20 protein-coding genes are annotated in these 23,984 nt (G+C 41.1%); 17 read left to right on the forward strand and 3 right to left on the reverse strand.

The annotated features are described in order from the left end of the window. Positions 1 to 10 precede the first annotated feature (10 nt). The 13 genes from MB09_RS00810 to MB09_RS00870 all read left to right on the forward strand — a co-directional run bounded on the left by MB09_RS00810 (position 11) and on the right by MB09_RS00870 (position 15,674). Positions 11 to 1,213 (forward strand): beta-ketoacyl-[acyl-carrier-protein] synthase family protein, encoded by a 1,203-nt coding sequence (locus MB09_RS00810; RefSeq protein ID WP_045078964.1) that lies wholly within the window; start codon positions 11 to 13, stop codon positions 1,211 to 1,213. Beyond that, positions 1,213 to 2,277 carry a beta-ketoacyl synthase N-terminal-like domain-containing protein gene (locus MB09_RS00815; RefSeq protein ID WP_045078965.1) on the forward strand — a complete coding sequence of 355 codons (1,065 nt, stop codon included), beginning with the start codon at positions 1,213 to 1,215 and terminating at the stop codon, positions 2,275 to 2,277. The genes MB09_RS00810 and MB09_RS00815 overlap by 1 nt, the downstream gene beginning before the upstream one ends. Then, on the forward strand, positions 2,271 to 3,047 hold the full coding sequence (locus MB09_RS00820) for a polysaccharide deacetylase family protein (protein WP_045078966.1): 777 nt from the start codon (positions 2,271 to 2,273) through the stop codon (positions 3,045 to 3,047). The genes MB09_RS00815 and MB09_RS00820 overlap by 7 nt, the downstream gene beginning before the upstream one ends. Next, the gene (locus tag MB09_RS00825) at positions 3,040 to 3,669 is read left to right on the forward strand and encodes a LolA family protein (protein ID WP_084709003.1); all 630 of its coding nucleotides are present in this window, start codon (positions 3,040 to 3,042) and stop codon (positions 3,667 to 3,669) included. Before MB09_RS00820 ends, MB09_RS00825 begins: the two co-directional genes overlap by 8 nt. Next, complete coding sequence (locus tag MB09_RS00830; RefSeq protein ID WP_045078968.1) at positions 3,647 to 4,273, forward strand: hypothetical protein; 627 nt, start codon at positions 3,647 to 3,649, stop codon at positions 4,271 to 4,273. The genes MB09_RS00825 and MB09_RS00830 overlap by 23 nt, the downstream gene beginning before the upstream one ends. 1 nt (position 4,274) lies before the next feature. Further along, positions 4,275 to 4,649, forward strand: a complete 375-nt coding sequence (locus MB09_RS00835) for a hotdog family protein (protein WP_045079320.1) — start codon at positions 4,275 to 4,277, stop codon at positions 4,647 to 4,649. 44 nt (positions 4,650 to 4,693) lie between these two features. Continuing rightward, positions 4,694 to 5,188, forward strand: a complete 495-nt coding sequence (locus MB09_RS00840) for a hypothetical protein (protein ID WP_045078969.1) — start codon at positions 4,694 to 4,696, stop codon at positions 5,186 to 5,188. A gap of 141 nt (positions 5,189 to 5,329) precedes the next feature. Then, a complete protein-coding gene (locus MB09_RS00845) occupies positions 5,330 to 6,523 on the forward strand; it encodes a DUF2062 domain-containing protein (RefSeq protein ID WP_045078970.1) in 1,194 nt (397 codons plus the stop codon). Then, complete coding sequence (locus MB09_RS00850) at positions 6,516 to 10,214, forward strand: MMPL family transporter (RefSeq protein ID WP_045078971.1); 3,699 nt, start codon at positions 6,516 to 6,518, stop codon at positions 10,212 to 10,214. Before MB09_RS00845 ends, MB09_RS00850 begins: the two co-directional genes overlap by 8 nt. Next, positions 10,211 to 11,749, forward strand: a complete 1,539-nt coding sequence (locus MB09_RS00855; RefSeq protein ID WP_045078972.1) for a phytoene desaturase family protein — start codon at positions 10,211 to 10,213, stop codon at positions 11,747 to 11,749. Before MB09_RS00850 ends, MB09_RS00855 begins: the two co-directional genes overlap by 4 nt. Before the next feature lie 12 nt (positions 11,750 to 11,761). Beyond that, positions 11,762 to 12,649, forward strand: coding sequence for a cupin-like domain-containing protein (locus tag MB09_RS00860; RefSeq protein ID WP_045078973.1), 888 nt, complete (start codon positions 11,762 to 11,764; stop codon positions 12,647 to 12,649). A 1-nt stretch (position 12,650) separates the two neighbouring features. Further along, positions 12,651 to 14,312 carry an acyl-CoA--6-aminopenicillanic acid acyl-transferase gene (locus tag MB09_RS00865; RefSeq protein ID WP_045078974.1) on the forward strand — a complete coding sequence of 554 codons (1,662 nt, stop codon included), beginning with the start codon at positions 12,651 to 12,653 and terminating at the stop codon, positions 14,310 to 14,312. A gap of 72 nt (positions 14,313 to 14,384) precedes the next feature. Beyond that, positions 14,385 to 15,674 carry a phenylacetate--CoA ligase family protein gene (locus tag MB09_RS00870; protein ID WP_045079321.1) on the forward strand — a complete coding sequence of 430 codons (1,290 nt, stop codon included), beginning with the start codon at positions 14,385 to 14,387 and terminating at the stop codon, positions 15,672 to 15,674. Positions 15,675 to 15,676: 2 nt separating this feature from the next. Here MB09_RS00870 and MB09_RS00875 read toward each other — a convergent pair whose 3' ends face one another. Then, the gene (locus tag MB09_RS00875) at positions 15,677 to 16,255 is read right to left on the reverse strand and encodes a hypothetical protein (RefSeq protein ID WP_045078975.1); all 579 of its coding nucleotides are present in this window, start codon (positions 16,253 to 16,255) and stop codon (positions 15,677 to 15,679) included. Next, positions 16,256 to 17,077, reverse strand: coding sequence for a universal stress protein (locus MB09_RS00880; protein ID WP_045079322.1), 822 nt, complete (start codon positions 17,075 to 17,077; stop codon positions 16,256 to 16,258). A gap of 156 nt (positions 17,078 to 17,233) precedes the next feature. Between MB09_RS00880 and rimP the strand changes: the two genes are divergently transcribed. From rimP to infB, 3 genes are read left to right on the forward strand one after another with little or no spacing between them, the layout of a single operon-like run. After that, positions 17,234 to 17,698 (forward strand): ribosome assembly cofactor RimP, encoded by a 465-nt coding sequence (gene rimP / locus MB09_RS00885; RefSeq protein ID WP_045078976.1) that lies wholly within the window; start codon positions 17,234 to 17,236, stop codon positions 17,696 to 17,698. Positions 17,699 to 17,703: 5 nt separating this feature from the next. Further along, positions 17,704 to 18,936, forward strand: a complete 1,233-nt coding sequence (nusA, locus tag MB09_RS00890; protein ID WP_045078977.1) for a transcription termination factor NusA — start codon at positions 17,704 to 17,706, stop codon at positions 18,934 to 18,936. A 60-nt stretch (positions 18,937 to 18,996) separates the two neighbouring features. Then, positions 18,997 to 21,780 (forward strand): translation initiation factor IF-2, encoded by a 2,784-nt coding sequence (infB, locus tag MB09_RS00895; protein ID WP_045078978.1) that lies wholly within the window; start codon positions 18,997 to 18,999, stop codon positions 21,778 to 21,780. Positions 21,781 to 21,953: 173 nt separating this feature from the next. On the opposite strand, the gene MB09_RS00900 is transcribed toward infB, so the two are convergent. Then, on the reverse strand, positions 21,954 to 22,349 hold the full coding sequence (locus MB09_RS00900; RefSeq protein WP_045078979.1) for an SPOR domain-containing protein: 396 nt from the start codon (positions 22,347 to 22,349) through the stop codon (positions 21,954 to 21,956). A gap of 315 nt (positions 22,350 to 22,664) precedes the next feature. On the opposite strand from MB09_RS00900, the gene MB09_RS00905 reads away from it, so the two are divergent. Next, a complete protein-coding gene (locus MB09_RS00905; protein ID WP_045078980.1) occupies positions 22,665 to 23,978 on the forward strand; it encodes a c-type cytochrome in 1,314 nt (437 codons plus the stop codon). Positions 23,979 to 23,984 lie beyond the last annotated feature (6 nt).

Consider the following 23,984-nt stretch of genomic DNA (forward strand, 5'->3'; position numbering starts at 1 on the left):
TTCCGTATAAATGGGTAAAGGCGTAGCCATAACCGGAATGGGTATTATTTCTGCAATTGGCAACAATGTGGCGGAAAATTACGATGCGCTCATAAACGAAAGAAAGGGCATCACCCGCGTTGATAATATTGAAACCATCCAGCGCAGTGAAATTATGGTTGGCGAAGTGAAATTCACCAACGATGAATTGATTGCCCAATTAAACCTTCCGCCGGAAAATAATTATTCCCGTACCGCAATGCTTGGTGTAATTGCCGCGAAAGAAGCGATTGCCAGCGCAGGAATCACCGATATCAAAAAATACAAAACGGGCATCGTCTCGGGAACCAGCGTGGGCGGCATGGATATGACCGAAAAATATTATTACGAATACCTTACCGAAAAGGAACCGCAAAAATACATTGAAAGCCACCACGCAGGCGATTCCACGCAAAAAATTGCAGAGCAATTGGGGATTGAAGAAAGTTTGGTGACAACAATCAGCACCGCTTGTTCTTCAGCAGCCAATGCTATTATGCTGGGCGCGCGCTTGATAAAATCCAGAAAATTGGATCGCGTTGTGGTCGGCGGCGCAGATTGTCTTTCAAAATTTACCATCAACGGTTTTAAGACCTTGATGATTTTAAGCGATACTTTTAATACGCCTTTCGATGAAAATCGAAAAGGTTTGAACTTGGGTGAAGCCGCTGCTTTTTTGGTTTTGGAAAGTGATGCAGTAGTAAAAGCCGAAAACAAAAAAGTGTTAGCCTACGTAAAAGGTTACGGCAATGCTAACGATGCCTTTCACCAAACAGCTTCTTCAGATAATGGCGACGGTGCAACTTTGGCGATGGAAAAAGCTTTGAGAGTTGCCGATTTAAAAGCTTCGGAAATAGATTACATCAACGCCCACGGAACAGCCACGGGAAATAACGACCTTTCGGAAGGACGGGCCATTCTTAGAATTTTTGGCGAAGAAATGCCGGAATTCAGTTCCACCAAAGCATATACGGGCCATACCTTGGCGGCAGCAGGAGCGATTGAGGCGGTTTATTCTGTTTTGGCACTTCAAAATAATATCATCTTTCCAAACCTGAATTTTAAAACCCCGATGAAGGAATTTTCAATGATTCCACAAACGGAATTAAAGAAAAAGGAATTGAACACGGTACTTTCAAATTCGCTTGGTTTTGGAGGGAATTGTTCCACAGTTATATTTTCAAAAGAAGCGTAATGAAGAAGGTTTACATAAATAGCATCGCTTCCATTTCACCCCAAAAGACCTATGATAATAGTAGGTTTTTAGATGAAATTATCAATTACAACGATACCGTAATTTTTGCCCAAGACCCAGATTACAAACAATACATTCCGCCAGCTGCCGCCCGACGAATGGCGAAAGGCATAAAAATGGGTGTCGTTGCTTCAAAAATCGCGATGGATGAAGCGGGAATTGAAACTGTGGACGCCATCATCACGGGCACGGGAATGGGCTGTATGATTGATTCCGAAAAATTTGTGAGCGCCATAATTGACAACAATGAGCAGTATTTAACGCCAACCTCTTTCATTCAAAGCACCCATAACACCGTTGCAGGGCAGATTGCACTAGGGATGGAATGCAAAGCTTATAATTTCACTTATGTGCATTCCTCAATTTCGTTTGAATCTGCGCTGCTGGACGCGAAAATGCAGCTCGAAAATAACGAAGCCGAACATATTTTAGTCGGCGGCGTGGAGGAACTTGGCGCGCATACCACAAAAGTGCATCGATTGATAAATCACATAAAACCCGAACCGGTTTCAATTTCGGAGGTTTTGCACTCGAAAACCGAGGGCGCCGTTTTCAGTGAAGGCGCCAATTTCGTTGTGGTTTCAAATGAAAAAAGAGAAAGCTGTTACGCCGAGTTGGTTGCCGTAGAAACCTTTAATACGCTTCAAAAGGAGAAGGTTTCAGAAGCAATTGAAATTTTTTTAAAAGAAAATAATTTGAAGATCGACGACATTGATTTGGTTGTTTTTGGGAACAACGGCGATGTAGATTTTGACGGTTTTTACGACCAACTTTCCGAGGGAATTTTCAGAAAAACACAACAGGTTTTTTACAAACATTTGGTTGGAGAGAATAATACAGTTTCTGCGTTTGGGGTTTGGTTGGCTTCAAAAATGTTGAAAACCCAGGCTGTTCCCGAAATCGTAAAAATCAACGAAATCAATTCTCCCGAAATTAAAACGGTTTTGTGCTACAACCAATACCGCGGCCAAAACCACAGTTTGGTTCTGCTAAAAAAATGCTGAGGTTCTATACTATAAACGCCCTTTTCTTGGTGATTTTTTCGCTGCTGGTGCTGTTTGAATTTTTTGGGGAGGTGCCGGTTTGGCTCTATCTTTTGTTCGTTTTTATTTGGATTTTGATTACCGCAATCGGTTCATTCCAGATTCAATGGAACTATCATTTGCAATCCCTAAACCACAATTACCAAACTTCGGAAAATCATATTTCCATCACTTTTGACGATGGGCCAAATGCAGAATTCACGCCAAAAGTTTTAGCACTTCTGAAAAAATACAACGCAAAAGCCACCTTTTTTTTAATAGGAAAAAACGCCGAAAAGCATCCGGAAATAGTCCGTCAAATTATTGCCGAGGGCCATACCATCGGCAATCATTCGTATTCGCATTCTAAAAATTTTGGATTTTTCTCTTCGGAAAAAGTTGCTGCTGAATTAAGACAAACAAATTCAATTTTAAAAAAAATAACCGGAAAGGATCTGAAACTGTTTCGCCCCCCTTTCGGCGTAACCAATCCGAACATTAAAAAAGGGTTGAAAAATACGGGACATTATTCAATCGGCTGGAGCAAACGCAGCTTTGATACCACAAATATTTCCGAAGAAAAAATTTTAAAACGCATCACTTCCAACTTAAAAAAGGGCGATATCATTCTACTGCACGACAGCAGCGCAAAAACCGTTGCCGTATTGGAACAGTTATTGTTAACTTTGCCACCGCACAATCTAAAGTCGGTTCCGGTGGATCGACTGCTTGAAATTGAAGCTTATGCGTAATTATTTTCTATTGTTATTTTTTATTGGTATTGGCAGTTCGATCCAGGCGCAGGAAACTGCGATGAATGCTTCGGAAATTGCGGCTTTTAAGGAGAAAGTGATCGCTTCAGCAAAAACCACCAAAACCATCAAAACCGATTTTGTGCAATATAAGCACCTCGATTTTTTAGCCGATGACGTAAAAACTTCGGGAAAAATGGTTTTTAAGGCGCCCAATCTGGTAAAATGGGAATACACCAATCCGTACCAATACAGCGTGATTTTTAAGGAAGACCAACTGCTCATCAACGACGGCGGCACCAAAAGCAAGGTGGATATTGGCAACAGCAAACTTTTTAAAAAACTCAATCAGCTTATCGTAAATAGCGTTAAAGGAAATATGTTCAACGATGCCGATTTTACGGTCTCGTTCTTTAAATCTCCAAAATATAACAAAGCCGTTTTTATTCCCAAGGACAAAAAAATTGCGGGTTACATAGCTTCTTTCGAACTGCTTTTCAATAAAGATGACGCCCAGGTTTACGAAGTGAAAATGGTGGAGCCTTCGCAGGATTTTACCCGAATTGTTTTTAGCAATCGCACGTTAAACAGTACTATTAATGATTCGGTTTTTAGCAATTAGTTTCTTGGCAATTGTCACTTTGGCATCGTGTTCGTTAAAGACTACGGAAGGCTTGCGACAAGTGCACTTCAATAAAGAAGCGGTTGGAAATCCTTATTTTTCAAACCCGGAAATTGATTATGTTTACAAGGCAAAGATTGAGATTTACAAAAAGAATTTCGGCGGGATTTTGATCATAAAAAAGACCGGGCCCGAAAGTCACAGAGTGGTTTTTACGACCGAATTTGGCAGCAAACTATTTGATTTTCAATTTGAAGGCGATACTTTTACGAAGCATTTTATAGTGGACGATTTGGATAAGAAATTTATCGTCAACATTTTAAAGGATGATTTTAGGTTGTTGGTAAATGAAAAAACTCAGGTTTTGGCGGTTTATGAATCTGAAAATCATCGAATTTATAAAACCACAAGTGGCGACCGATTTAATTTTTATTTTTTGGAAGATGAAACGGAACAGCTTCAAAAAATCGTAAACACCACAAAAACAAAGGAGAAAGTGGAGATTGATTTTACTTCCCACGAAGGAAATATCGCAGATCTTATTTCCATAAAACACAAGAATATCAAGCTATCGATAGACTTGGAAAAATTTAAAAATGAATAATATGCTTATCGAAGAATTATATAAAGTTACCGCCACGGAAAACACTTCCGAAGGAATTTTGGCAAAAGTCCATTTAAACAAGGATCACGCTATTTTTAAAGGCCATTTCCCCGGAAACCCAGTGATGCCGGGCGTTTGTATGATTCAGATTATAAAGGAATTGACGGAGGCAGCAACCGGGAAAAATTTGTTTTTGGCCGTTTCGTCAAACATAAAATTTATGGCGATTATCAATCCTGAGAAAAACCCCGATTTGCAGCTGTCCATTGATATTGCTCAGGAAAACGGCGAAGTGAAAGTGAAAAACACCACATCGTTTGAAGATACTGTGGCGTTGAAATTGAATGCGACCTTTAAAATTGTAGATAAAACCTAACAGGTCTCAAAGACCTGTTAGGTTTGGACTAAGATTTAAAAATTATGAATAAAACTATAATTCTATTGCTATTTTTTATATCCATCATAGGAAACGCGCAGGATTTAAAAATTATTCGTGCCCAATATCCCGAAGCGGTAAAGAGTAGTGAAGCTGCTTCAAAACTTGAAGCGGAACTATCCAGAATTGATAATTCCAGCAAACCCGTTTTACTGGCTTACAAAGGCGCGGTTTTAACGCTGAAGGCGAAATTCGCAAAAAAGAAAGGCGATAAAAAAGAATTTTTCAAAGAAGGCGTGGCCTTAATTGAGAGCGCCGTAAGTGCTGATGCTTCAAATGTTGAAATTCGTTACATACGGCTGAGCGTGCAGGAAAACTCGCCGAAATTTCTTGGCTATCACAAGAATATTGAAGAAGATAAAGAGTTTATTTTGAAGAATTACGGCTCAATTTCTTCCGCAGAATTAAAGGAAACTATAAAGGATTTTGTGATGAAGTCGGAGAATTTTGAACAGAAGGAAAAAATTCAGTTTAATTAATTGATGTTTTGATTAAACAAAATGAGTTAACCTTTTCCTATTTTTAATTCCTAAAACCTATATTTGCTTTGCGCCTTCTGTGTCTTTGCGGTGTAAAGTTAACCACAGAGACACAGAGTTCACAGAGACCAAAATTCCCAAATGGACCAAAAACTACTTTCAGAAAAATTCAAAACCCTGAAATGTTGCGTAATTATTCCTACCTATAATAATTACAAAACCTTGCAGCAGGTTATTGAGGGCGTTTTGGTTTACACCGAAGATGTAATTATAGTAAACGACGGTTCCACGGATGCTACTTCTGAAATTTTAGTTCGATTTCCGCAGATTCAGCAAATCCACCTTTCACAAAACAAGGGGAAAGGTAACGCGCTGCGCCAAGGGTTTAAACATGCCGAAAGTTTGGGCTATCGCTATGCAATAACTATCGATAGCGACGGGCAGCATTTTCCGGAAGATATTCCAACTTTTATTGAAGCCTTGGAAAACGAAACGAACAAAGAAGTTTTGCTTATCGGTTCGCGAAATATGACCCAGCACGGCGTGCCGAAAAAAAGCAGTTTTGGCAACAAATTCTCCAATTTTTGGTTTTGGGTGGAAACGGGCATTCGCTTGCAGGACACGCAATCCGGCTTTCGCTTGTATCCACTTTTCGCGATGAAAAAGCTGAAATTTTATACCAAAAAGTTCGAGTTTGAAATAGAGGCCATCGTAAAGGCAGCGTGGAGTGGAATTGAAGTGAAAAACATCCCAATCCAAATTCACTACGAATTGGAAAATCGCGTTTCACATTTCAGGCCTTTCAAGGATTTTACGCGGATTAGCATTCTAAATACGTGGTTGGTATTGGTTACGTTTCTGTATATAAAACCGCGAAATATCCTCAGAAAACTAAAAAAAAAAGGTCTCAAACGGTTTATAATGGAAGACTTTTTGGGCAGTGACGATTCTGCCGAAAAAAAAGCATTTTCCATCGCGCTTGGCGTATTTATTGGGCTTTCGCCACTTTGGGGGTTTCATACGATTGTGGTTATTTTTTTGGCACTCCTCTTCAATCTGAACAAAGTAATCGCCTTTGCATTTTCAAACGTGAGCCTGCCGCCGTTCATTCCGTTGATACTCTATTTTAGCTTAAAATTGGGCAGTTGGCTTTTGGGCGAAAATTTTGTGCTTTCCATGAGCGAAATTGACCCCAGTTTGGAGTTGGTAAAATATTTAAAATCTTATATTGTTGGCAGTTTTGTACTTTCAGTTTCAGCGGCGCTTTTTTGCGGCCTGCTGGGTTATTTGTTTTTAACGCTATTTGAAAGGAAAAAGATTCTCGACAATGGGTAAGTGGTTTTTCAGAACATTTCAATTTTTGCAAAAGAACCGAATTGGCAGTGCCTTGCTGCTGCTTTTGGTGCTTTTTGGTTTGGTGTTTTTGGTTTCCAAAATTCGTTTTGAGGAAGATATTTCAAAATTGATTCCAATCAACGAAGATGCCCAAGAGCTTCAAAAAGTTCTCAAAACCGTCAACTTTACGGACAAGATTATTGTAAACATCCAACGCAGCGATTCTTCTGAAATTGAGGATTTAACGGAATATGCTTCGGAATTTATTGACAGTCTGCAAGCCAATTCCAAAGAATACATTAAAAACATCCGCGGAAAAGTAAACGAAGACGACCTGCAGCGAACGATGGATTTTGTATATGAAAACCTGCCGTTGTTTTTGGAGAGGGAAGATTACAAAACCATTGCCGAAAAACTTCAAAAAGACAGTATTGCCGCCAGAACCGAAGCCAATTACCGCACGCTCATTTCCCCGTCGGGCATTGTTTCAAAAGATATTATTTTAAAAGACCCGCTCGGACTTTCGTTTATCGCTTTGAAGAAATTGCGCCAACTCGGCGTTACCGACGACTTTGTTTTGAAGGATGGATTTTTGGTGAGCAAGGACGAAAAAAACATCCTACTCTTTATCACTCCAAAATTCGGAAGCAGTGAGACTGCGGAAAATAGCAGGTTTGCGGAGCAGCTTTATGCGCTTCAAAATACACTCGATAAAAAATTTGCAGGCAAAGTAAAGGGTGAATATTTCGGGGCTGCGCTTATCGCTGTTGCAAATGCGAAACAGATTAAAAGCGACATCCAGTTTACCGTCGGCATTGCGATGACGCTGCTCATCTTGATTTTCATCTTTTTCTATCGAAAACTTTACGTGCCCATCATTCTTTTTGTGCCAACCATTTTCGGGGGTTTAATGGCGGTGGCATTATTGTATCTGATTCGCGGGGAAATTTCAGCTATTTCCCTCGGAATCGGTTCGGTTTTGCTGGGCGTAACGCTGGATTATTCGCTGCATATTTTAACGCACATCCGCAACAACGAAACGCTCCAAAGTCTTTACAACGATGTAACCGAACCCATTTTGATGAGCAGCTTGACTACCGCTTTGGCGTTTCTGTGTCTGCTGTTTTTGGATTCGCAGGCCTTGCAGGACTTGGGCATTTTTGCCGCCGTAAGTGTGTTGGGAGCTTCGATTTTTGCGCTTTTCTTTATTCCGTTGGTCTATAAAAATCCGCTTTCGCGAAAGCAGCAAATCAACGTTTTGGACAAAGTTGCGGATTATCCATTTCACAAAAACAAATGGTTGCTGATTGGTTTGGGCTTGATGTTGATAGTAAGCATTTTCACGTATCACAAAGTAGAATTCAACAAAGATATTTCCAAACTGAATTACGAACCTGCGGAAATAAAGGCCGCGATGCAGCATTTGGATGAACTGACCGACATTTCCTCAAAATCGGTTTATCTCGCCACCTACGGAAAGTCGGTTGAAGGCACGCTGCAGTTGAACGATTCCATCCACGAAACCTTGGAATTGCTGAAAGAGGAGGGCAAAATTAGCAGTTTCAGTTCCATTGGCGCTTTGGTGCATTCGCAACGCGACCAACGGAAGAAAATAGCGCAATGGCAGCAATTTTGGAGTGAAGGTCGGAAAGATAGTTTGGAAACCAATTTGATTGAGAGCGGGGAAGAACGAGGTTTCAAACCCACGACTTTTAATAGGTTTTACACATTTTTGGATGAAGATTTTGAAACGTTAAAGCCCGAGGATTATCAGCAAATCCCTTCCGTGCTTTTGGAAGATTACATTACCACCGAAGCAGATTTCACGACAATTACCACCCTGATAAAGCTTGAAAATGAGAACGCTTCCGAAATAAAAAGCGCTTTTAAGAAAATTCCGAATACCATCGTCATTGACCGGCAGGAAATGAACGAGACCTTTTTGGGGAATTTGAAAAACGATTTCAACAGCCTGATTGGCTATTGTTTGCTGGCCGTACTTTTTATACTTTTTCTCTTTTTCCGAAGTTTTTCGCTCACTGTAGTTACAGCTGTTCCCATATTTATCACCTGGTTTCTAACCTTAGGGATTATGGGGCTTTTCCATATTCAGTTCAACATTTTCAACATCATTATTTCCACGTTTATCTTTGGTTTGGGTATTGATTACAGCATTTTTATGACCAAAGGTTTGCTAAAGGAATTGCGAACCGGTGAAAAGGTAATGGCCACGCACAAAACCTCGATTATGCTTTCGGTTTTGACAACTATTTTGGGTGTTGGGGTTCTGATTTTTGCGAAACATCCAGCGCTTTATTCCATTTCTATCGTTTCAATCATTGGAATTTTTTCGGCAATGTTTACCGCTTTTACGGTCCAGCCGTTGCTTTTTAAACTTTTTATCGGCAGCTCCAAAAAACGGCCAATTACGCCGCGAATGTTTGTGCATTCCCTCTTTTCCTTTGGGTATTTCGGACTGGGCGGAATTTGTTTATCACTTTACAGCATCACTTTGATGCCGCTGCTTCCCATCAGCAAAAAAATTAAAATGGGCTGGTTTCACAAAGTGATTGCAAAATTTTTCAAGTCGGTGCTTTATACCAATCCGTTTGTGAAGAAAAAAGTAATCAACGAAGTTGGCGAAGATTTTTCAAAACCTGCCGTAATCATTGCAAACCACACATCGTTCCTCGATATTTTGGCGGTAGGCATGTTGCATCCAAAAATCTGTTTTTTGGTAAACGATTGGGTTTATAATTCGCCAGTTTTTGGAAAGGCCGTGCAACGCGCCGATTTCTATCCGGTTTCCAGCGGCATCGAAAACAGTTTGGAGCCACTTCAGAAAAAAATAAAACAAGGCTACTCGCTGATGGCTTTTCCCGAGGGAACCCGCAGCTTGAGCAACAAAATAAAGCGTTTTCACAAAGGCGCCTTTTATTTGGCGAATGAGTTCAATTTAGATATTCTCCCCGTTTTGATTCACGGCAACAGCGAGGTAAACCCAAAGGGAAGTTTTATCATAAAGGATGGAAGCATTACGGTTGAAATTTTGCCACGGATAAAAGCCGAAGACACTTCCTTTGGCGAAAACCATACGCAGCAAGCAAAAAAAATAGGCGCGTATTTTAAAAGTGAATTTTTAAAACTTCGTGAAAAGATGGAAGGCCCGAGCTATTTCCACGGCATCGTTTTGGAGGAATACCGCTATAAAGGCGATTCACTTTATAGAAATGTAAAAAACGATTTAAAGGAAAACGCCGAAATCTATTTTGAAGTGATCCGTCGTTTGGATAAAAGCGGAACCATTGCCCACATTTCGGAAGATTCCGGGCAGCTCGATTTTCTGTTGGCGCTCGATGGGCCGGACCGAAAAATTTTCAGCTTAATTGAAGATGACGAAACGCGAACCATACTTCAAAACAGCTATATCACCCAAAAATACGGAAAGCTTCATTTTGCCGAGACTGTTTCGGAAACTTTGCCTTCAACTGTGGAAACCGTTATTATTTCTTCAGAAGAAATGGCTCAGGAGGGCATTTCACAAATGCCAAATCTTTCAATTAAAACCATCATTTTATTAAAAAAATGTGTTTCTTCACAAACCGAAAATATTAGTACCTTAGGCTACCAAAACGTGTACGGAACTGCGAATATTAGTATCTTTAAACCATCGGGAAACACAGCGAAATGACGGAAAAATATGATGTAGTTATCATCGGTAGTGGCCTGGGCGGTCTGGTTTCGGCGATTATTCTCGCGAGGGAAGGCTACAGCGTTTGCGTGCTCGAAAAAAACCAACAGTTCGGCGGCAACCTCCAAACCTTTGTGCGCGACAAAACCATTTTCGACACCGGCGTGCATTACATTGGCGGCCTTTCCGAAGGACAAAATCTGTACAGATATTTCAAGTATTTGGATATTTTGGACGATATCACCCTCAAAAAAATGGACGAGGATGGCTTTGACAGGATCACTTTTGACAACGATCCAAAGGAATATTGCCACGCCCAGGGGTATGAGAATTTCAAAAAAACACTACTCGAAGAGTTTCCCGAAGAGGAAAAAGCAATCGACGCCTATTGCCAAAAAATGCAGGAAACGTGCAGTTTTTTTCCGCTTTACGGCCTAAAACTTGGAAAACCTTATTATGAAAACACTTCCCTCTTTGAGGTAAAGGCCAAGGAGTTTATAGATTCCATAACCGAAAATGAGAAGCTCCGCGCCGTTTTGGGCGGCAGCAATCTGTTGTATGCGGGCGAGGGCGAGCGAACGCCTTTTTATATGCACGCACTTTCGGTGAACTCGTATATTGAAAGTTCATATCGCTGTATTAACGGCGGCAGCCAAATTACAAAAGCATTATTGGCACGGTTACGTGAAAAAGGTGGAAAGGCTTACAAACGCCACGAGGTAACAAAGTTTGAAACGGAGGATGGCGTGGTTACAGCTGTGCAGACTGCAAATGGGAAAACTATTTACGGTGATATTTTTATCTCAAACGTGGATCCGAAGATGACGCTGGAAATGATTGGGCAGGAAAATTTCAGAAAATCCTACACCAGCCGCATTGAGAATATTGAGAGTACCATCGCCGCGTTCAGTCTTTATTTGGTGCTAAAACCAAATTGCTTTAAATATCTGAACCATAACTACTACCATTTTAAGGATTATAAATCCATTTGGGACGTTCACAATTATACGGAGGAAAGTTGGCCCGAAGCCTATATGATTTCTATGGGAATCAAAAAAGATATGGCCGAATATGGCGATAATATTACGGTGATGACCTATATGCGTTTTGAGGAAATGGAACCGTGGATTGACACCTTCAACACGGCCGCACAAAAGAATGACCGTGGACAGACCTATGAGGAGTTCAAGGCCTACAAGTCTGAAATCATCATTAAGGAGTTGGAGAAAAAGTTCCCCAATCTCCGCGATTGTATTGAAGCAGTTTATTCGTCCACACCTTTATCATACCGCGATTATATTGGCTGCAACAGGGGTTCGATGTATGGCTACGTGAAAGATGCCAACAATCCTTTAAAATCCTTTATTTCGCCGCGGACCAAAATCAAAAACCTATATTTTACGGGGCAGAGTTTAAATATGCACGGTATTTTGGGCGTTACCATCAGTGGTGTGGTTACGTGTTCGGAAATTTTGGGGGGCGAATATTTGCTGAACAAAATCCTAAAAGCCACAAAGGAAGAAGAAATTATCTAATATTTTTTGAAGATGGGACATATCAAAACAACACCGATTGAACGAGTCCGAAATATTTCAAAAGAGGATTTCATCAAGAATTACTTCAAACCCCAAAAACCTGTGCTTATTGAGGGCTTGACTGAAAACTGGGCGGCTTTCCAAAAATGGAATTTGGACTACATCCAGCAACACGCCGGCGACCAAATCGTGCCGCTTTACAATAACGAGCCCACCAAAGGCAAACAAAATTCCGCAGAACCTGCCACGGAAATGAAAATGGCGGATTACATCGAACTTATAAAAACCAAACCCACCGACCTGCGCATTTTCTTTTACGATTTAAAAGTGAAGCTTCCCGAACTGCTGAAAGACTTTGAATATCCCGATATTGGCCTAAAATTCTTCAAAAGGCTTCCGGTGCTTTTCTTTGGCGGCGAGGGTTCCAAAGTACTGCCGCATTACGATATGGATTTGGCAGATTTGGTGCATTTTCACTTTCAGGGTACGAAAAGCGTGACGCTGTTTTCACCCAAACAGACAAAGTATCTGTATAAAATTCCATTCGCCGTGCACAATTTGGAAAGCATCGATTTGGACAATCCCGATTTTGAAAAATATCCCGCCCTGCAATATTTGGAAGGCCTTCACGCAACCATGAAACACGGCGATGCGCTTTATATGCCCAGCGGGTATTGGCACTACATAAAATATTTGGACGGAGGTTTTTCGATGACGCTCCGGGCGTTTCCACGGCATTTGGGACGTTTTGGCAATATGCTTTACAACGTGTTCTTTATGCGCCATTTTGAAAATGTGATGCGCAAATCCTTCGGACAGAAATGGATTGATTATAAAGAGGGTCGCACATTTTCAACAACCAACAAGCGCGCTGCAAAACTGAAAAAACAAGCCGGTTAAGATGAAATATTTGGAAAAATTATTCGCACTTGCGTTTTTGATTGTTTTTCTAAATTCATGCGGGGTTTCCAAATCAATCAACAATCGGCCCAATGTAAGTGGTTACAATGCAACAATTCCCGAAAAAGTAAAAATCAATGATTCCACTTTTGTTGCGGGAGACAATTTTCTTTTAAAAAATAAACAAGGCCAATGGGAACTTTACGTGGAAGGCAACCCGTTGCAAATTGGCAAAATCACGGGAAGCCTTACCCAGGATTTGATGCAGAAACAGGAAGCTATTTTTTTCAATAAAGTGGAAGATTTGGTGCCTTCAAAAACGCAACAATATTTGTTGCGGAAATTTTTGGCGTGGTACAACCGAAAAATGTATCTGCACATTTCCGAGGAATACAAAACCGAAATTTATGGGCTTTCGCAGTTTTCGTCTTCAGATTTCAGTGAGATTGGCGCGCCTTATTTGCGGTTGCTCTATCTGCACGGCGCCCACGATATTGGCCACGCTCTGCAGGATTTGATGCTTGTGGGCTGTTCGTCTTTTGCCGTTTGGGGCGATAAAACCGTGGACGGCGAATTGCTGATCGGCAGAAATTTCGACTTTTACGCAGGCGATGATTTTGCGAAGGAAAAAATAATTGCCTTTGTAAACCCTTCCGAAGGCCACAAATTTATGTCGGTTACTTGGGGCGGAATGATGGGCGTGGTTTCCGGGATGAACGACCAAGGGTTGACGGTAACGATAAACGCTGGAAAATCTGAAATTCCGCTGGTTGCGAAAACGCCCATTTCCATAGTAACACGAGAGATTTTGCAATATGCCTCAAACATTGATGAAGCAATTGCCATTGCAAAAAAGCGCGAAGTTTTTGTTTCCGAAGCTATTTTTGTGGGCAGCGCAAAAGACAAGAAAGCGGCGATTATTGAAGTGGCACCGGATAATTTTGGCGTTTATGAAGTTGAAAACACGGATGAACTGATCTGCAGCAACCACTTTCAAAGTGAGGCTTATAAAAACGACGAACGAAATTTGAAATGGATTGAAGAAAGCCACTCGATGTACCGTTTTGAAAGGATGGAAGAATTGATTTCAGAAAACAAAAAACTGAATGTTGCAGATGCCGTTGCCATTCTTCGGAACAAAAAAGGATTGGACGACAAAGAAATTGGTTTTGGGAATGAAAAGGCTTTAAACCAACTTTTGGCGCACCACGGCATCGTTTTCAAACCTGAAAGTTTGGAAGTTTGGGTTTCTTCCAATCCGTATCAATTGGGCGAATTTGTGGAGTATGATTTGGATGAAGTTTTTGCAAATAGACAAGGAAATCCGGCAACCAAAACCATTTCAAACCCAAAGGGAAATATAGCTGAAGATACTTTTGTGCATTCAAAGCAATACAAAGATTATGAGGAATACCGAATTTTGGAGCGGGAAGTGGAAGCGGCAATTGAAAATAAGGAAACTATTTCAGCAGAAAAACTTGCCGCATTGCAACAAAAAAATCCCGAGTATTGGAAAGCCTATTATTTAATGGGAAAGTATTACTTTGAAAAAAATTATGATGCCGCCGCGAAAATCGCTTTTGAAAAGGCATTGACCAAGGAGATTACAACCGTTCCAGATAGAGAGAAGATCGAAAAATTTCTTCAAAAATTGAAAAACTAACTCTGTGTTCCCTGTGCCTCTGTGGTTAACTTTACACCACAAAGACACAGAGGGCACAAAGAAAAACTCAAAATGATTCCAGAGATAGAGAAAGCTTCAGCAGCAGAAATTAAAGCATTTCAAGAAGAAAAATTGAAAGAGACTCTTCAATATTTGGATGAAAATTCTCCTTTTTATAAACGCTTTTTCAAAGAGAACAACATTCAGATTTCAGAAATAAAAACGTTGGAAGATATTCAAAAGATTCCGGTTACAACAAAAGACCATCTTCAAAGATTCAACGATGATTTCATTTGCGTTCCAAAAACTGAAATTATAGACTACGTAACTACTTCGGGCACATTGGGCGATCCCGTAACCTTCGCTTTGACCGATGCAGATTTGGAACGTTTGGCTTACAATGAAGCGATTTCCTTCGCCTGTTGCGGGGTTGGAAAGGAAGATACGCTACAATTAATGACCACGATGGACCGCCGTTTTATGGCCGGTTTGGCGTATTTTTTAGGCGCTCGAAAATTGGGCTCGGGTATTATCCGCGTGGGTTCGGGCATTCCGGAGTTGCAGTGGGATTCCATTTTGAAATTTAAACCCACCTATTTAATTACCGTTCCATCCTTTCTTTTAAAATTGATTGAATACGCGCAGCAACACGAAATTGATTTGCAGGCCACGGGAGTGAAAGCCGCAATCTGCATAGGCGAACCCATCCGCGAACAGGATTTTTCACTGAACATTTTAGCAAAAAAAATAAAAAAGGATTGGGATATCGAACTCTTTTCAACCTACGCTTCCACTGAAATGAGCACGGCCTTCAACGAATGCGAAAAGCACAACGGCGGCCACCACCATCCCGAACTTATTATTGCAGAAATTCTTGATGAAAATAATTTGCCAGTTTCCGAAGGGGAAGTGGGCGAGTTGACCATCACAACTTTGGGCGTTCAGGCTATGCCCTTGCTGCGTTTTAAAACGGGCGATATGGTCCAAGGCTATAATGAACCGTGCGAATGTGGGAGAAAAACCATGCGGTTGGGGCCGGTTGTAGGCCGAAAAAAGCAGATGATAAAATATAAGGGAACAACGCTTTATCCGCCCGCGATGTATAATATTCTGAATGATTTTTCGGGAATAGAAAGCTATGTGATTGAAATTTTCCACAACGAACTGGGCACCGATGAAATTTTGATAAAAATAGCTTCGGAAAATACTTCCGAAGAATTATTGCTGGAAATAAAAGACCATTTCCGGGCAAAACTTCGCGTGGCGCCAAAGGTTGAATTTGCTACTTCCGAAGAGGTTGAAGCACTTCGCTTTCCGCCATTGAGTAGAAAACCTGTTGATTTGATTGATCGAAGATTATAATATCAATCTTCGATGGAAATACTTTCACTCATAAGTTTCCAAGTATATTTTTTTTCGCTTTTCCTATCCATATCAAAAACAGAATAGTACCGCACGAGCCGCGTGCTATCTTTGGGATCGTTCATTATGGGGGCAAGTGTGTCCGTCATATTGCTTTTATGAATATCAAAGCGGTTTACGGGTTGTTTCCAAAGGGAGTCTTTCCAAACAAAAACATAGTATTCGTTAAAATTGGTATCCTTCAACTTTGCGTTTACTAGTAAAACATCGTTTTGAAAATTCTTAAGTTTTAAAATTTGTAATTGGGCACCGATACTTTCAGGAATAATTATCTCTGGTAATTGCTCATTTTCAAAACCAATCAGCGTGGTTCCGGTTGAAGCGTCAACTTTCCTTACAAAAACATAGATAGAATCTTGGTTTCCCAAAAAGTCAGCTTTAAAGGCGCCTTCGGGTAAGTCAGATTTTTTAATTACTACAGTAGAAGGTTCTTGAATGGGTAATTCTGACGGGGGACTCTTCTCACTGATTTTTTTACAGCCAAGAATTAGAAAGGGTATCGCAAAAAGCAAATACTTCATTTAAATTTTAAAAGTTATCACCGGCATATTGGCGTGGTTCACCATATCTTCACTAATACTGCCATTGAAGAAGTGCGAAATGCCTTTGCGACCGTGGGTGCCCATTCCTATGAGCTGTGCATTGATATGTTTGGCAAAATTGAGTATTCCTTTTTCTACGGAAGTGTCATTGTAAATGTTTAAGGTATAGTTTTCAACGCCCATTCCCCTAACAAAATTTTCCATAATGTTTTGTGCCTGAACAGAAGTTTTAAAATCTCCCGGGGTGTTCACAAAGAGTAGGTGCATTTTTGCTCCAAGTTTTTTTGCAAATTTTTGTGCCTTGTCCAATGCCCCACGGCCCTCTTCTGAAAAATCTGTAGCAAATACAAAATCCGTAACGTTGAATTGCTCATGATTGTTTTTAATTACCAGCACCGGTATTTTGGAAGTTCTGACCACTTTTTCAGTATTACTTCCTATAAACATTTCCTTAAAGCCGCTGGCCCCACTGGAGCCCATAACAATTAAATCTATTTTGTTCTTTTTGCAAGCCTCTTCAATATCCTCGTAAATTTCGTTGTGGCCAATGGCTTCATTTACCGTAGTTCCTTTCAGATACGGTTTTGCGCGCATTTCACTAAAACGTTTTTCAGCCAATTTTATAAAAAACAGCGATTCGGGAAGCGTCCCTGAATCACTTGAAGTGGCCAAGTGCAGCGGCATTTCCATAGAATGGAGGACAAATATTTCACTTTTATGCTTTTCGGCGAGTTTGAGAGCTACTTTCAAAGCATTTTCAGCTTGCTCGGAAAAGTCGGTTGGGACGAGGATACGTTTCATAAAATTGGTCGGTTTTGTGTTTTTTGGAAGCATTAAAGTACAAAAATAAATCGTTTGCGCTTGGTTTTTATAATATTAAAAAATGTAGTATATTTGCACCGAATTTGATATGAAACTATCTGAGGGGACTAAAGTCCCCTCTTTTTATAGCTTAAAATGATGCGTGAAAAAGTAGCAGAACTGCTGGAAAATGCGCTGGAAGAAAACAAATCACTGTTTTTGATCGACCTAAATATTTCTGAAGACAACCAAATTAGGGTCATCCTGGACGGCGATAAGGGCGTTACGGTTGAAGATTGTATTGCGGTAAGCCGCGCCATAGAGCACAATCTGGACCGCGAGGAGTATGATTTTTCCTTGGAGGTGATGTCAGCCGGCGTTTCAGAACCGCTCACATTGCCCAGGCAGTACAAAAAAAACATAGGCAGAAACCTAAAAATAAAAACCAAGAACGGCGAAAAGTTGGAAGGCGAATTGACTGCCGCAACAGAAGATAGCTTTACCTTAACATGGTCAGCGCGTGAGCCCAAACCTGTTGGCAAAGGAAAGGTAACCGTTCAAAAAGAGGCAACCTTGCCTTACAAAGATATTATGGAAGCAAAAGTGATGATAACATTTTAATTGATATGGAAAACTTAGCACTAATCGAATCTTTTTCGGAATTTAAGGACGATAAACAAATAGACAGGGTAACGCTTATGGCGATACTTGAAGAAGTTTTCAGAAATGCCCTGAAAAAAAAGTACGGGAGCGATGATAACTTTGATATTATTGTAAACCCAGACAAGGGCGATCTTGAAATATGGCGAAACCGTGTAGTAGTGGCCGATGGGGAAGTGGAAGACCCGAACGAGGAAATTTCATTGAGCGCTGCCCGAAAAATTGAGCCTGATTTTGAGATCGGCGAGGATGTTTCGGAAGAAGTAAAACTTATAGATCTTGGTCGCCGTTCCATCTTGGCATTGCGCCAAAACCTTATTTCAAAAATCCACGAGCACGACAATACTATCATTTACAAGCAGTTTAAAGATCTTGAGGGAGAAATTTACACTGCCGAAGTTCACCACATCCGTCACCGTGCCGTTATTCTTTTGGACGATGAGGGCAATGAAATAATTCTTCCGAAGGAAAAACAAATCCCTTCAGATTTCTTCAGAAAAGGAGACAACGTGCGTGGAATTATTGAAAGCGTTGATTTAAAGGGAAACAAGCCGACCATTATTATGAGCCGCGCAAATCCGGTTTTCCTTGAAAAACTCTTTGAACAGGAAATCCCAGAGGTTTTCGATGGATTAATTACCGTAAAAAAGGTAGTGCGTATCCCTGGCGAAAAAGCAAAAGTAGCCGTAGATTCTTACGATGACCGTATTGATCCCGTAGGTGCTTGTGTGGGTATGAAAGGTTCCAGGATCCACGGCATCGTTCGTGAGTTGGGCAACGAAAATATTGACGTTATCAATTACACAAACAACCTGAACCTATATATAACGCGTGCTTTGAGCCCGGCAAAAGTAACTTCCATAAAGATTGACGAAGAGAAAAAGCGTGCTGAGGTTATTCTTCGTCCAGAAGAAGTAAGTAAGGCAATTGGCCGCGGCGGACACAACATTCGTCTTGCGGGACAGTTGACAGGTTATGAAATTGACGTACTTCGCGAAGGCGCAGAAGAAGACGTAGAGTTAAGCGAATTCTCCGATGAAATAGAAGGCTGGATCATCGAGGAATTCCACAAAATAGGTTTAGATACCGCCAAAAGCGTATTGGAGCATGACATCAACGATCTGGTAAAACGTACCGATCTGGAGGAGGAGACAATTCGCGATGTTATAAATATATTAAAAGAAGAATTTGAAGAGTAGTTGAAACTTTAACTACTTTTATACAAATTTTTTAAAAAGACAAAACAGGAAAAAGCATTTATGGCTGAAGTAAAAACGAAAAGACTAAGTCAGGTATTACGTGAGTTCAACATCTCGTTGGATCGTGCCGTGGAATTTTTGGGTTCCAAAGGGTTCGATGTGGACGCAAGTCCCAATACCAAAATAACGGGTGAAGAATACGAAGTTCTTTTTGAAGAGTTTGAAACCGACAAAAGTAAAAAAGTAGCTTCCAAGGAAGTGGGCGAGGAAAAACGCAAGGAGAAAGAAGAACTTCGTTTGGAACGCGAACGCGAACTGGAAGAAAAGCAGAAAAAAGAAGAAGCTTCCCGTGTTATCAGGGCTGAGGCCAAACTAGAAGGTCCAAAGCAGATTGGTAAGATCGATTTGGATGCTGGCAAGTCTAAAAAGGAAGAGGTAAAAACGGAACAAAAACAGGATGAGCCCAAGACAGCTGAAAAGTCTGAACCTGCCACCGAGAAACCACAAGCAGAGAAAAAGGAGAAAGTAGAAAAAACCACTACCGTACTGGCTGCCGAAGCTACAGAGGAAACTTCTAAAGAGAACAAAATAGAAAAGGCAGTTGAAAAAGCTGAGGAAACTCCAGCTGCTGCCAAAACTGAAGAGCCGAAACCCGCCGTTGCTAAGGAGGAGGCCAAAAGTGATACGCCCAAAGACTCAGATACGGTTACCACTCAATATCGAAAATTGGAAGGGCCGAACTTTACGGGCCAAAAAATAGATCTTACCCAGTTTAAGAAACCCGAAAAGAAAAAAGATGCCAAATCTGATGACAAAAAAGACAAAAAAGGCAAAAGGCGTCGTATAAGTAAGGAAACTCCCAAAAGTGGAGGCAATAATTTCAGGGACAATCGCGGCGCAGGCAGAAAGGGCCGAAGCAGCACCCCAAAAGAGGAGCCTAGCGAGGAAGAAGTACAAAAGCAGGTACGCGAAACCTTGGAAAAACTTCAAGGAAAATCTTCCAAAGGGAAAGGCGCAAAATACCGTCGTGAAAAGCGTGACACCCACCGCCAAAAGTCTGAGGACGAACTGGCACAGCAGGAAGCAGACAGCAAGCTTATCAAGGTAACGGAGTTTGTTACCGCCAGTGAAATGGCTACAATGATGGACGTTCCTGTTACTAAGATTATTTCGGCCTGTATGAGTTTGGGAATGATGGTTACGATGAATCAGCGTCTGGATGCTGAAACCTTAAGTATTGTTGCTGATGAGTTTGGTTATGAAGTAGAATTTGTAACCGCAGATATTGAAGAATCAATCGATCAGAAGACCGATGCGCCCGAAGATCTTGAGCCAAGAGCGCCGATTGTTACGGTAATGGGTCACGTAGATCACGGTAAAACATCGCTTTTGGATTATATCCGAAAAGAAAATGTGATTGCTGGTGAATCCGGAGGAATTACACAACATATTGGAGCCTACGGTGTAGAACTGGATGGCGGACAGAAGATAGCATTTCTGGATACTCCCGGTCACGAAGCCTTTACCGCAATGCGGGCCCGTGGAGCGCAGGTTACAGACCTTGCAATTATTGTGGTCGCGGCAGATGATGATATTATGCCACAGACCAAGGAGGCTATCAGCCACGCACAAGCGGCAGGTGTGCCAATAGTGTTTGCCATAAATAAAATAGATAAACCTACCGCGAATCCTGAAAAAATTAAGGAAGGATTGGCCCAATTAAACCTTTTGGTAGAAGACTGGGGTGGAAAAATTCAATCGCAAGATATTTCTGCGAAAACAGGAACAGGAGTAAAAGAATTACTTGAAAAAGTATTGTTGGAAGCCGAGTTGCTTGAATTGACCGCAAACCCAAATCGTCAGGCAAATGGTACGGTTGTGGAAGCCTTTCTAGACAAAGGCCGTGGGTACGTTTCTACGGTACTCGTACAGGGCGGAACATTAAGAGTAGGCGACTACGTTCTGGCAGGCCAGCACAGCGGAAAGGTGAAGGCGATGCAGGACGAACGGGGAAATAACGTTAAGGAAGCCGGTCCATCTACTCCAGTTTCTGTACTAGGTCTGGATGGTGCGCCTCAAGCTGGTGATAAATTCAACGTGTTCGAGGATGAGCGTGAAGCAAAAACAATCGCCACCAAACGAACCCAATTACAGCGAGAGCAATCCGTTAGAACACAGCGCCATATTACACTGGATGAAATCGGAAGACGTATCGCTCTAGGTGATTTCAAGGAATTGAACATTATTCTTAAAGGAGACGTGGACGGTTCTGTGGAAGCATTGACGGATTCGTTCCAAAAGCTTTCTACTGAAGAAATCCAAGTTAATATAATCCATAAAGCAGTTGGACCAATTACTGAAAGTGACGTGCTTCTGGCTTCGGCCTCTGATGCAATCATTATAGGTTTTAACGTTCGTCCTATGGGCAATGCGCGCCAAATTGCAGATAAGGAAGAAATAGATATCCGAACCTACTCCATCATTTACGACGCAATCAACGATGTGAAAGATGCGATGGAAGGTATGCTCTCCCCAGAAATGAAGGAAGAAATAACAGGTACGGCAGAAATTCGCGAAACTTTCAAAATATCGAAAGTGGGAACTATTGCTGGATGTATGGTATTAACCGGAAAAATATTCAGAAACTCTGGCATCCGTCTTATTCGTGAGGGAGTAGTAGTCTATACTGGCGAACTGGCTTCTTTGAAACGATTCAAGGATGATGTGAAGGAAGTTTCAAAAGGATATGATTGCGGTATTCAGATTAAAAACTACAATGATATTTATGAGAATGATATCATTGAAGCATTCCAGGAAGTTGCTGTGAAGAAAAAGCTGAAATAAGCTATTTGAAGTATATAATTTAAAACGGCCTAAGAATTAATCTTAGGCCGTTTTTCGTTGTAAAAAGGTTCCGTTCGCTCAAATAAGGATACTATGGAGAATAGATGGGTTTGCCATTTATGAGCCGAAATGAAGGGTTGATTTTCTATCAAACCTACAGGAAATTCCAATTTTTATTTTCGTCTTTCAGGCTTTAAAATAAATGCAGATGAAAAGCTTTTCTGAATTGCTATAAGGGCTCTTTCGGCTTCTATTCGCGATGCAAAATTTCCGGCCCAGACCTTATAGTTGGGGGTTTCGTATTCAATAGAGGCGGGCCAGTTGCCATAGCTGCCCCTGTACTTTCTTAAAATTTGGTTCGCTTTGTCCAGTTCGCCATAGTAAAGTTGAATAGTATAGCCATCAGAAAGCTTATTTTCCTTTTCCATGTCTTTCTTCAGTTCCAACAATTCGGTAATCTTCGGATCCGTGTTCACAGTGAGTGAGCCGTTCTGTGCAAAACTTTTATTACATAAAAAAGTGATTAAAATGCTGGCAATAAAAATCTTGGAATAGGTTTGTAAATTCATATGCGTATAACTTTTCTGCAAAGGTAAAACTTAATAACTGTGTATGTCCTCAAAATATTATTTAGAACAAATATAAATTAATAGTTAACACTTTGTTTGCATTTTCAAAATCGACTTTATAATGTACTTTTGCTGCTTTATTTGTGGTTTAGGATTAGCAATAGAATTACATTCGTTCCTAACTATTTCTGTACCAAACCATCGACCGTAATTTAATCATTAGTATGAAATGGGCACAATAAGAAGTTTCGAAACCAGCCGAAATAACTTTTTTGCAAATTCCATCTGATCAATAAAAAACTATATAATCAACAGATGAAAAAGGTGAATTTTATACATCTACGCTCAAAATTTGCACTTCTTTTGTTAGTGTTTTTACTAACTTTTTCAACTACTCTATATTCCCAAGATGCTCCAGCCGCTGATGTTACCGCAGATGCCGGAGGAGATGTTGCTGCGGGTGAGTCATTGTTTAAGGCCAATTGCGCCGCTTGCCACAAATTAGATCAAAAGGCAGTGGGGCCGGCACTTAGAGGTGTTGGTGAAAAATTTGATCGCGACTGGCTTTACAAGTGGATACACAATAGTCAGGCGCTCATCGCCGCTGGAGATGCCCAGGCCGTGAAGCTTTTTGAGGAAAACAACAAAGCTGTAATGACCGCTTTTCCGGCATTATCTGAAGCAGATATCGATAATATTCTTGCCTATACAGACCAGCCAAAGGCAGCGCCGGTTGCTGCTGCGGGTGGAGAAGCTACAACTTCTACCGCTGGAGAGGGTGGCGGCTCAGTTTCAAACACTTTGGTGATAGGTGCTTTGGCGCTAATTTTCTTACTGTTGGTAATTATGCTTTTCTTGGTTACCAATACCTTAAAAAGAATTGCAGCCGCAAATGGAGTTGTTTATGAAGAAAAGGAAAAGCGTACACCACTTTGGAAAGCATTTGTACAGAACCAGTTTTTGGTCGTGGTGTTTTCAATATTCTTATTGCTTGCCGCGGGATATTTCGCTTATGGCTATATGATGCAGATAGGCGTGGACCAAGGTTATGCGCCCGTTCAACCCATTCATTACTCGCACAGAATTCACGCTGGTGATAATCAGATAGATTGTAATTTCTGCCACAGTTCGGCCAGAAAAAGCAAGCATTCTGGAATTCCTTCGCTGAATGTTTGTATGAACTGCCACAAGAACATTTCCGAAGTTGCCCCAGAAACGGCCACAGAAGAATATTCTAAGGAATTCTACGATGGGGAGATAGCCAAGTTGTATAAAGCCGTTGGTTGGGATCCCGAAAATCAAGAATACACCGGAAAAACGGAGCCCGTAAAATGGGTTCGTATCCACAACTTGCCAGATTTTGCATACTTTAATCACTCCCAGCACGTAACTGTTGCTGGTATTGCTTGCCAGACCTGTCACGGAGAAATTCAAGAGATGGAGGTTGTAGAGCAGTTTGCGCCTCTTACAATGGGATGGTGCATCAACTGTCACCGTGAAACCAACGTAAATTTGGCGACCAATGATTATTACGCCAAAATTCACGAAGAGCTCTCTAAGAAGTACGGCATCGAAAAAGTGACAATTGCCGAAATGGGTGGATTGGAATGCGGAAAATGTCATTATTAATAAAAT

The sequence above is a fragment of the Aequorivita vladivostokensis genome (genome assembly GCF_000952855.1).
Classification (GTDB): domain Bacteria; phylum Bacteroidota; class Bacteroidia; order Flavobacteriales; family Flavobacteriaceae; genus Aequorivita; species Aequorivita vladivostokensis.

Coding starts and splice junctions, on each gene's coding strand:
- MB09_RS00900 (WP_045078979.1), bottom strand. CDS start 22,349: ATGAATTTACAAACCTATTCCAAGATTTTTATTGCCAGCATTTTAATC.
- MB09_RS00820 (WP_045078966.1), top strand. CDS start 2,271: ATGCTGAGGTTCTATACTATAAACGCCCTTTTCTTGGTGATTTTTTCG.
- MB09_RS00810 (WP_045078964.1), top strand. CDS start 11: ATGGGTAAAGGCGTAGCCATAACCGGAATGGGTATTATTTCTGCAATT.
- rimP (WP_045078976.1), top strand. CDS start 17,234: ATGATGCGTGAAAAAGTAGCAGAACTGCTGGAAAATGCGCTGGAAGAA.
- MB09_RS00815 (WP_045078965.1), top strand. CDS start 1,213: ATGAAGAAGGTTTACATAAATAGCATCGCTTCCATTTCACCCCAAAAG.
- MB09_RS00865 (WP_045078974.1), top strand. CDS start 12,651: ATGAAATATTTGGAAAAATTATTCGCACTTGCGTTTTTGATTGTTTTT.
- MB09_RS00905 (WP_045078980.1), top strand. CDS start 22,665: ATGAAAAAGGTGAATTTTATACATCTACGCTCAAAATTTGCACTTCTT.
- MB09_RS00825 (WP_084709003.1), top strand. CDS start 3,040: ATGCGTAATTATTTTCTATTGTTATTTTTTATTGGTATTGGCAGTTCG.
- MB09_RS00840 (WP_045078969.1), top strand. CDS start 4,694: ATGAATAAAACTATAATTCTATTGCTATTTTTTATATCCATCATAGGA.
- MB09_RS00880 (WP_045079322.1), bottom strand. CDS start 17,077: ATGAAACGTATCCTCGTCCCAACCGACTTTTCCGAGCAAGCTGAAAAT.
- MB09_RS00835 (WP_045079320.1), top strand. CDS start 4,275: ATGCTTATCGAAGAATTATATAAAGTTACCGCCACGGAAAACACTTCC.
- MB09_RS00875 (WP_045078975.1), bottom strand. CDS start 16,255: ATGAAGTATTTGCTTTTTGCGATACCCTTTCTAATTCTTGGCTGTAAA.
- infB (WP_045078978.1), top strand. CDS start 18,997: ATGGCTGAAGTAAAAACGAAAAGACTAAGTCAGGTATTACGTGAGTTC.
- MB09_RS00860 (WP_045078973.1), top strand. CDS start 11,762: ATGGGACATATCAAAACAACACCGATTGAACGAGTCCGAAATATTTCA.
- MB09_RS00850 (WP_045078971.1), top strand. CDS start 6,516: ATGGGTAAGTGGTTTTTCAGAACATTTCAATTTTTGCAAAAGAACCGA.
- nusA (WP_045078977.1), top strand. CDS start 17,704: ATGGAAAACTTAGCACTAATCGAATCTTTTTCGGAATTTAAGGACGAT.
- MB09_RS00830 (WP_045078968.1), top strand. CDS start 3,647: ATGATTCGGTTTTTAGCAATTAGTTTCTTGGCAATTGTCACTTTGGCA.
- MB09_RS00870 (WP_045079321.1), top strand. CDS start 14,385: ATGATTCCAGAGATAGAGAAAGCTTCAGCAGCAGAAATTAAAGCATTT.
- MB09_RS00845 (WP_045078970.1), top strand. CDS start 5,330: ATGGACCAAAAACTACTTTCAGAAAAATTCAAAACCCTGAAATGTTGC.
- MB09_RS00855 (WP_045078972.1), top strand. CDS start 10,211: ATGACGGAAAAATATGATGTAGTTATCATCGGTAGTGGCCTGGGCGGT.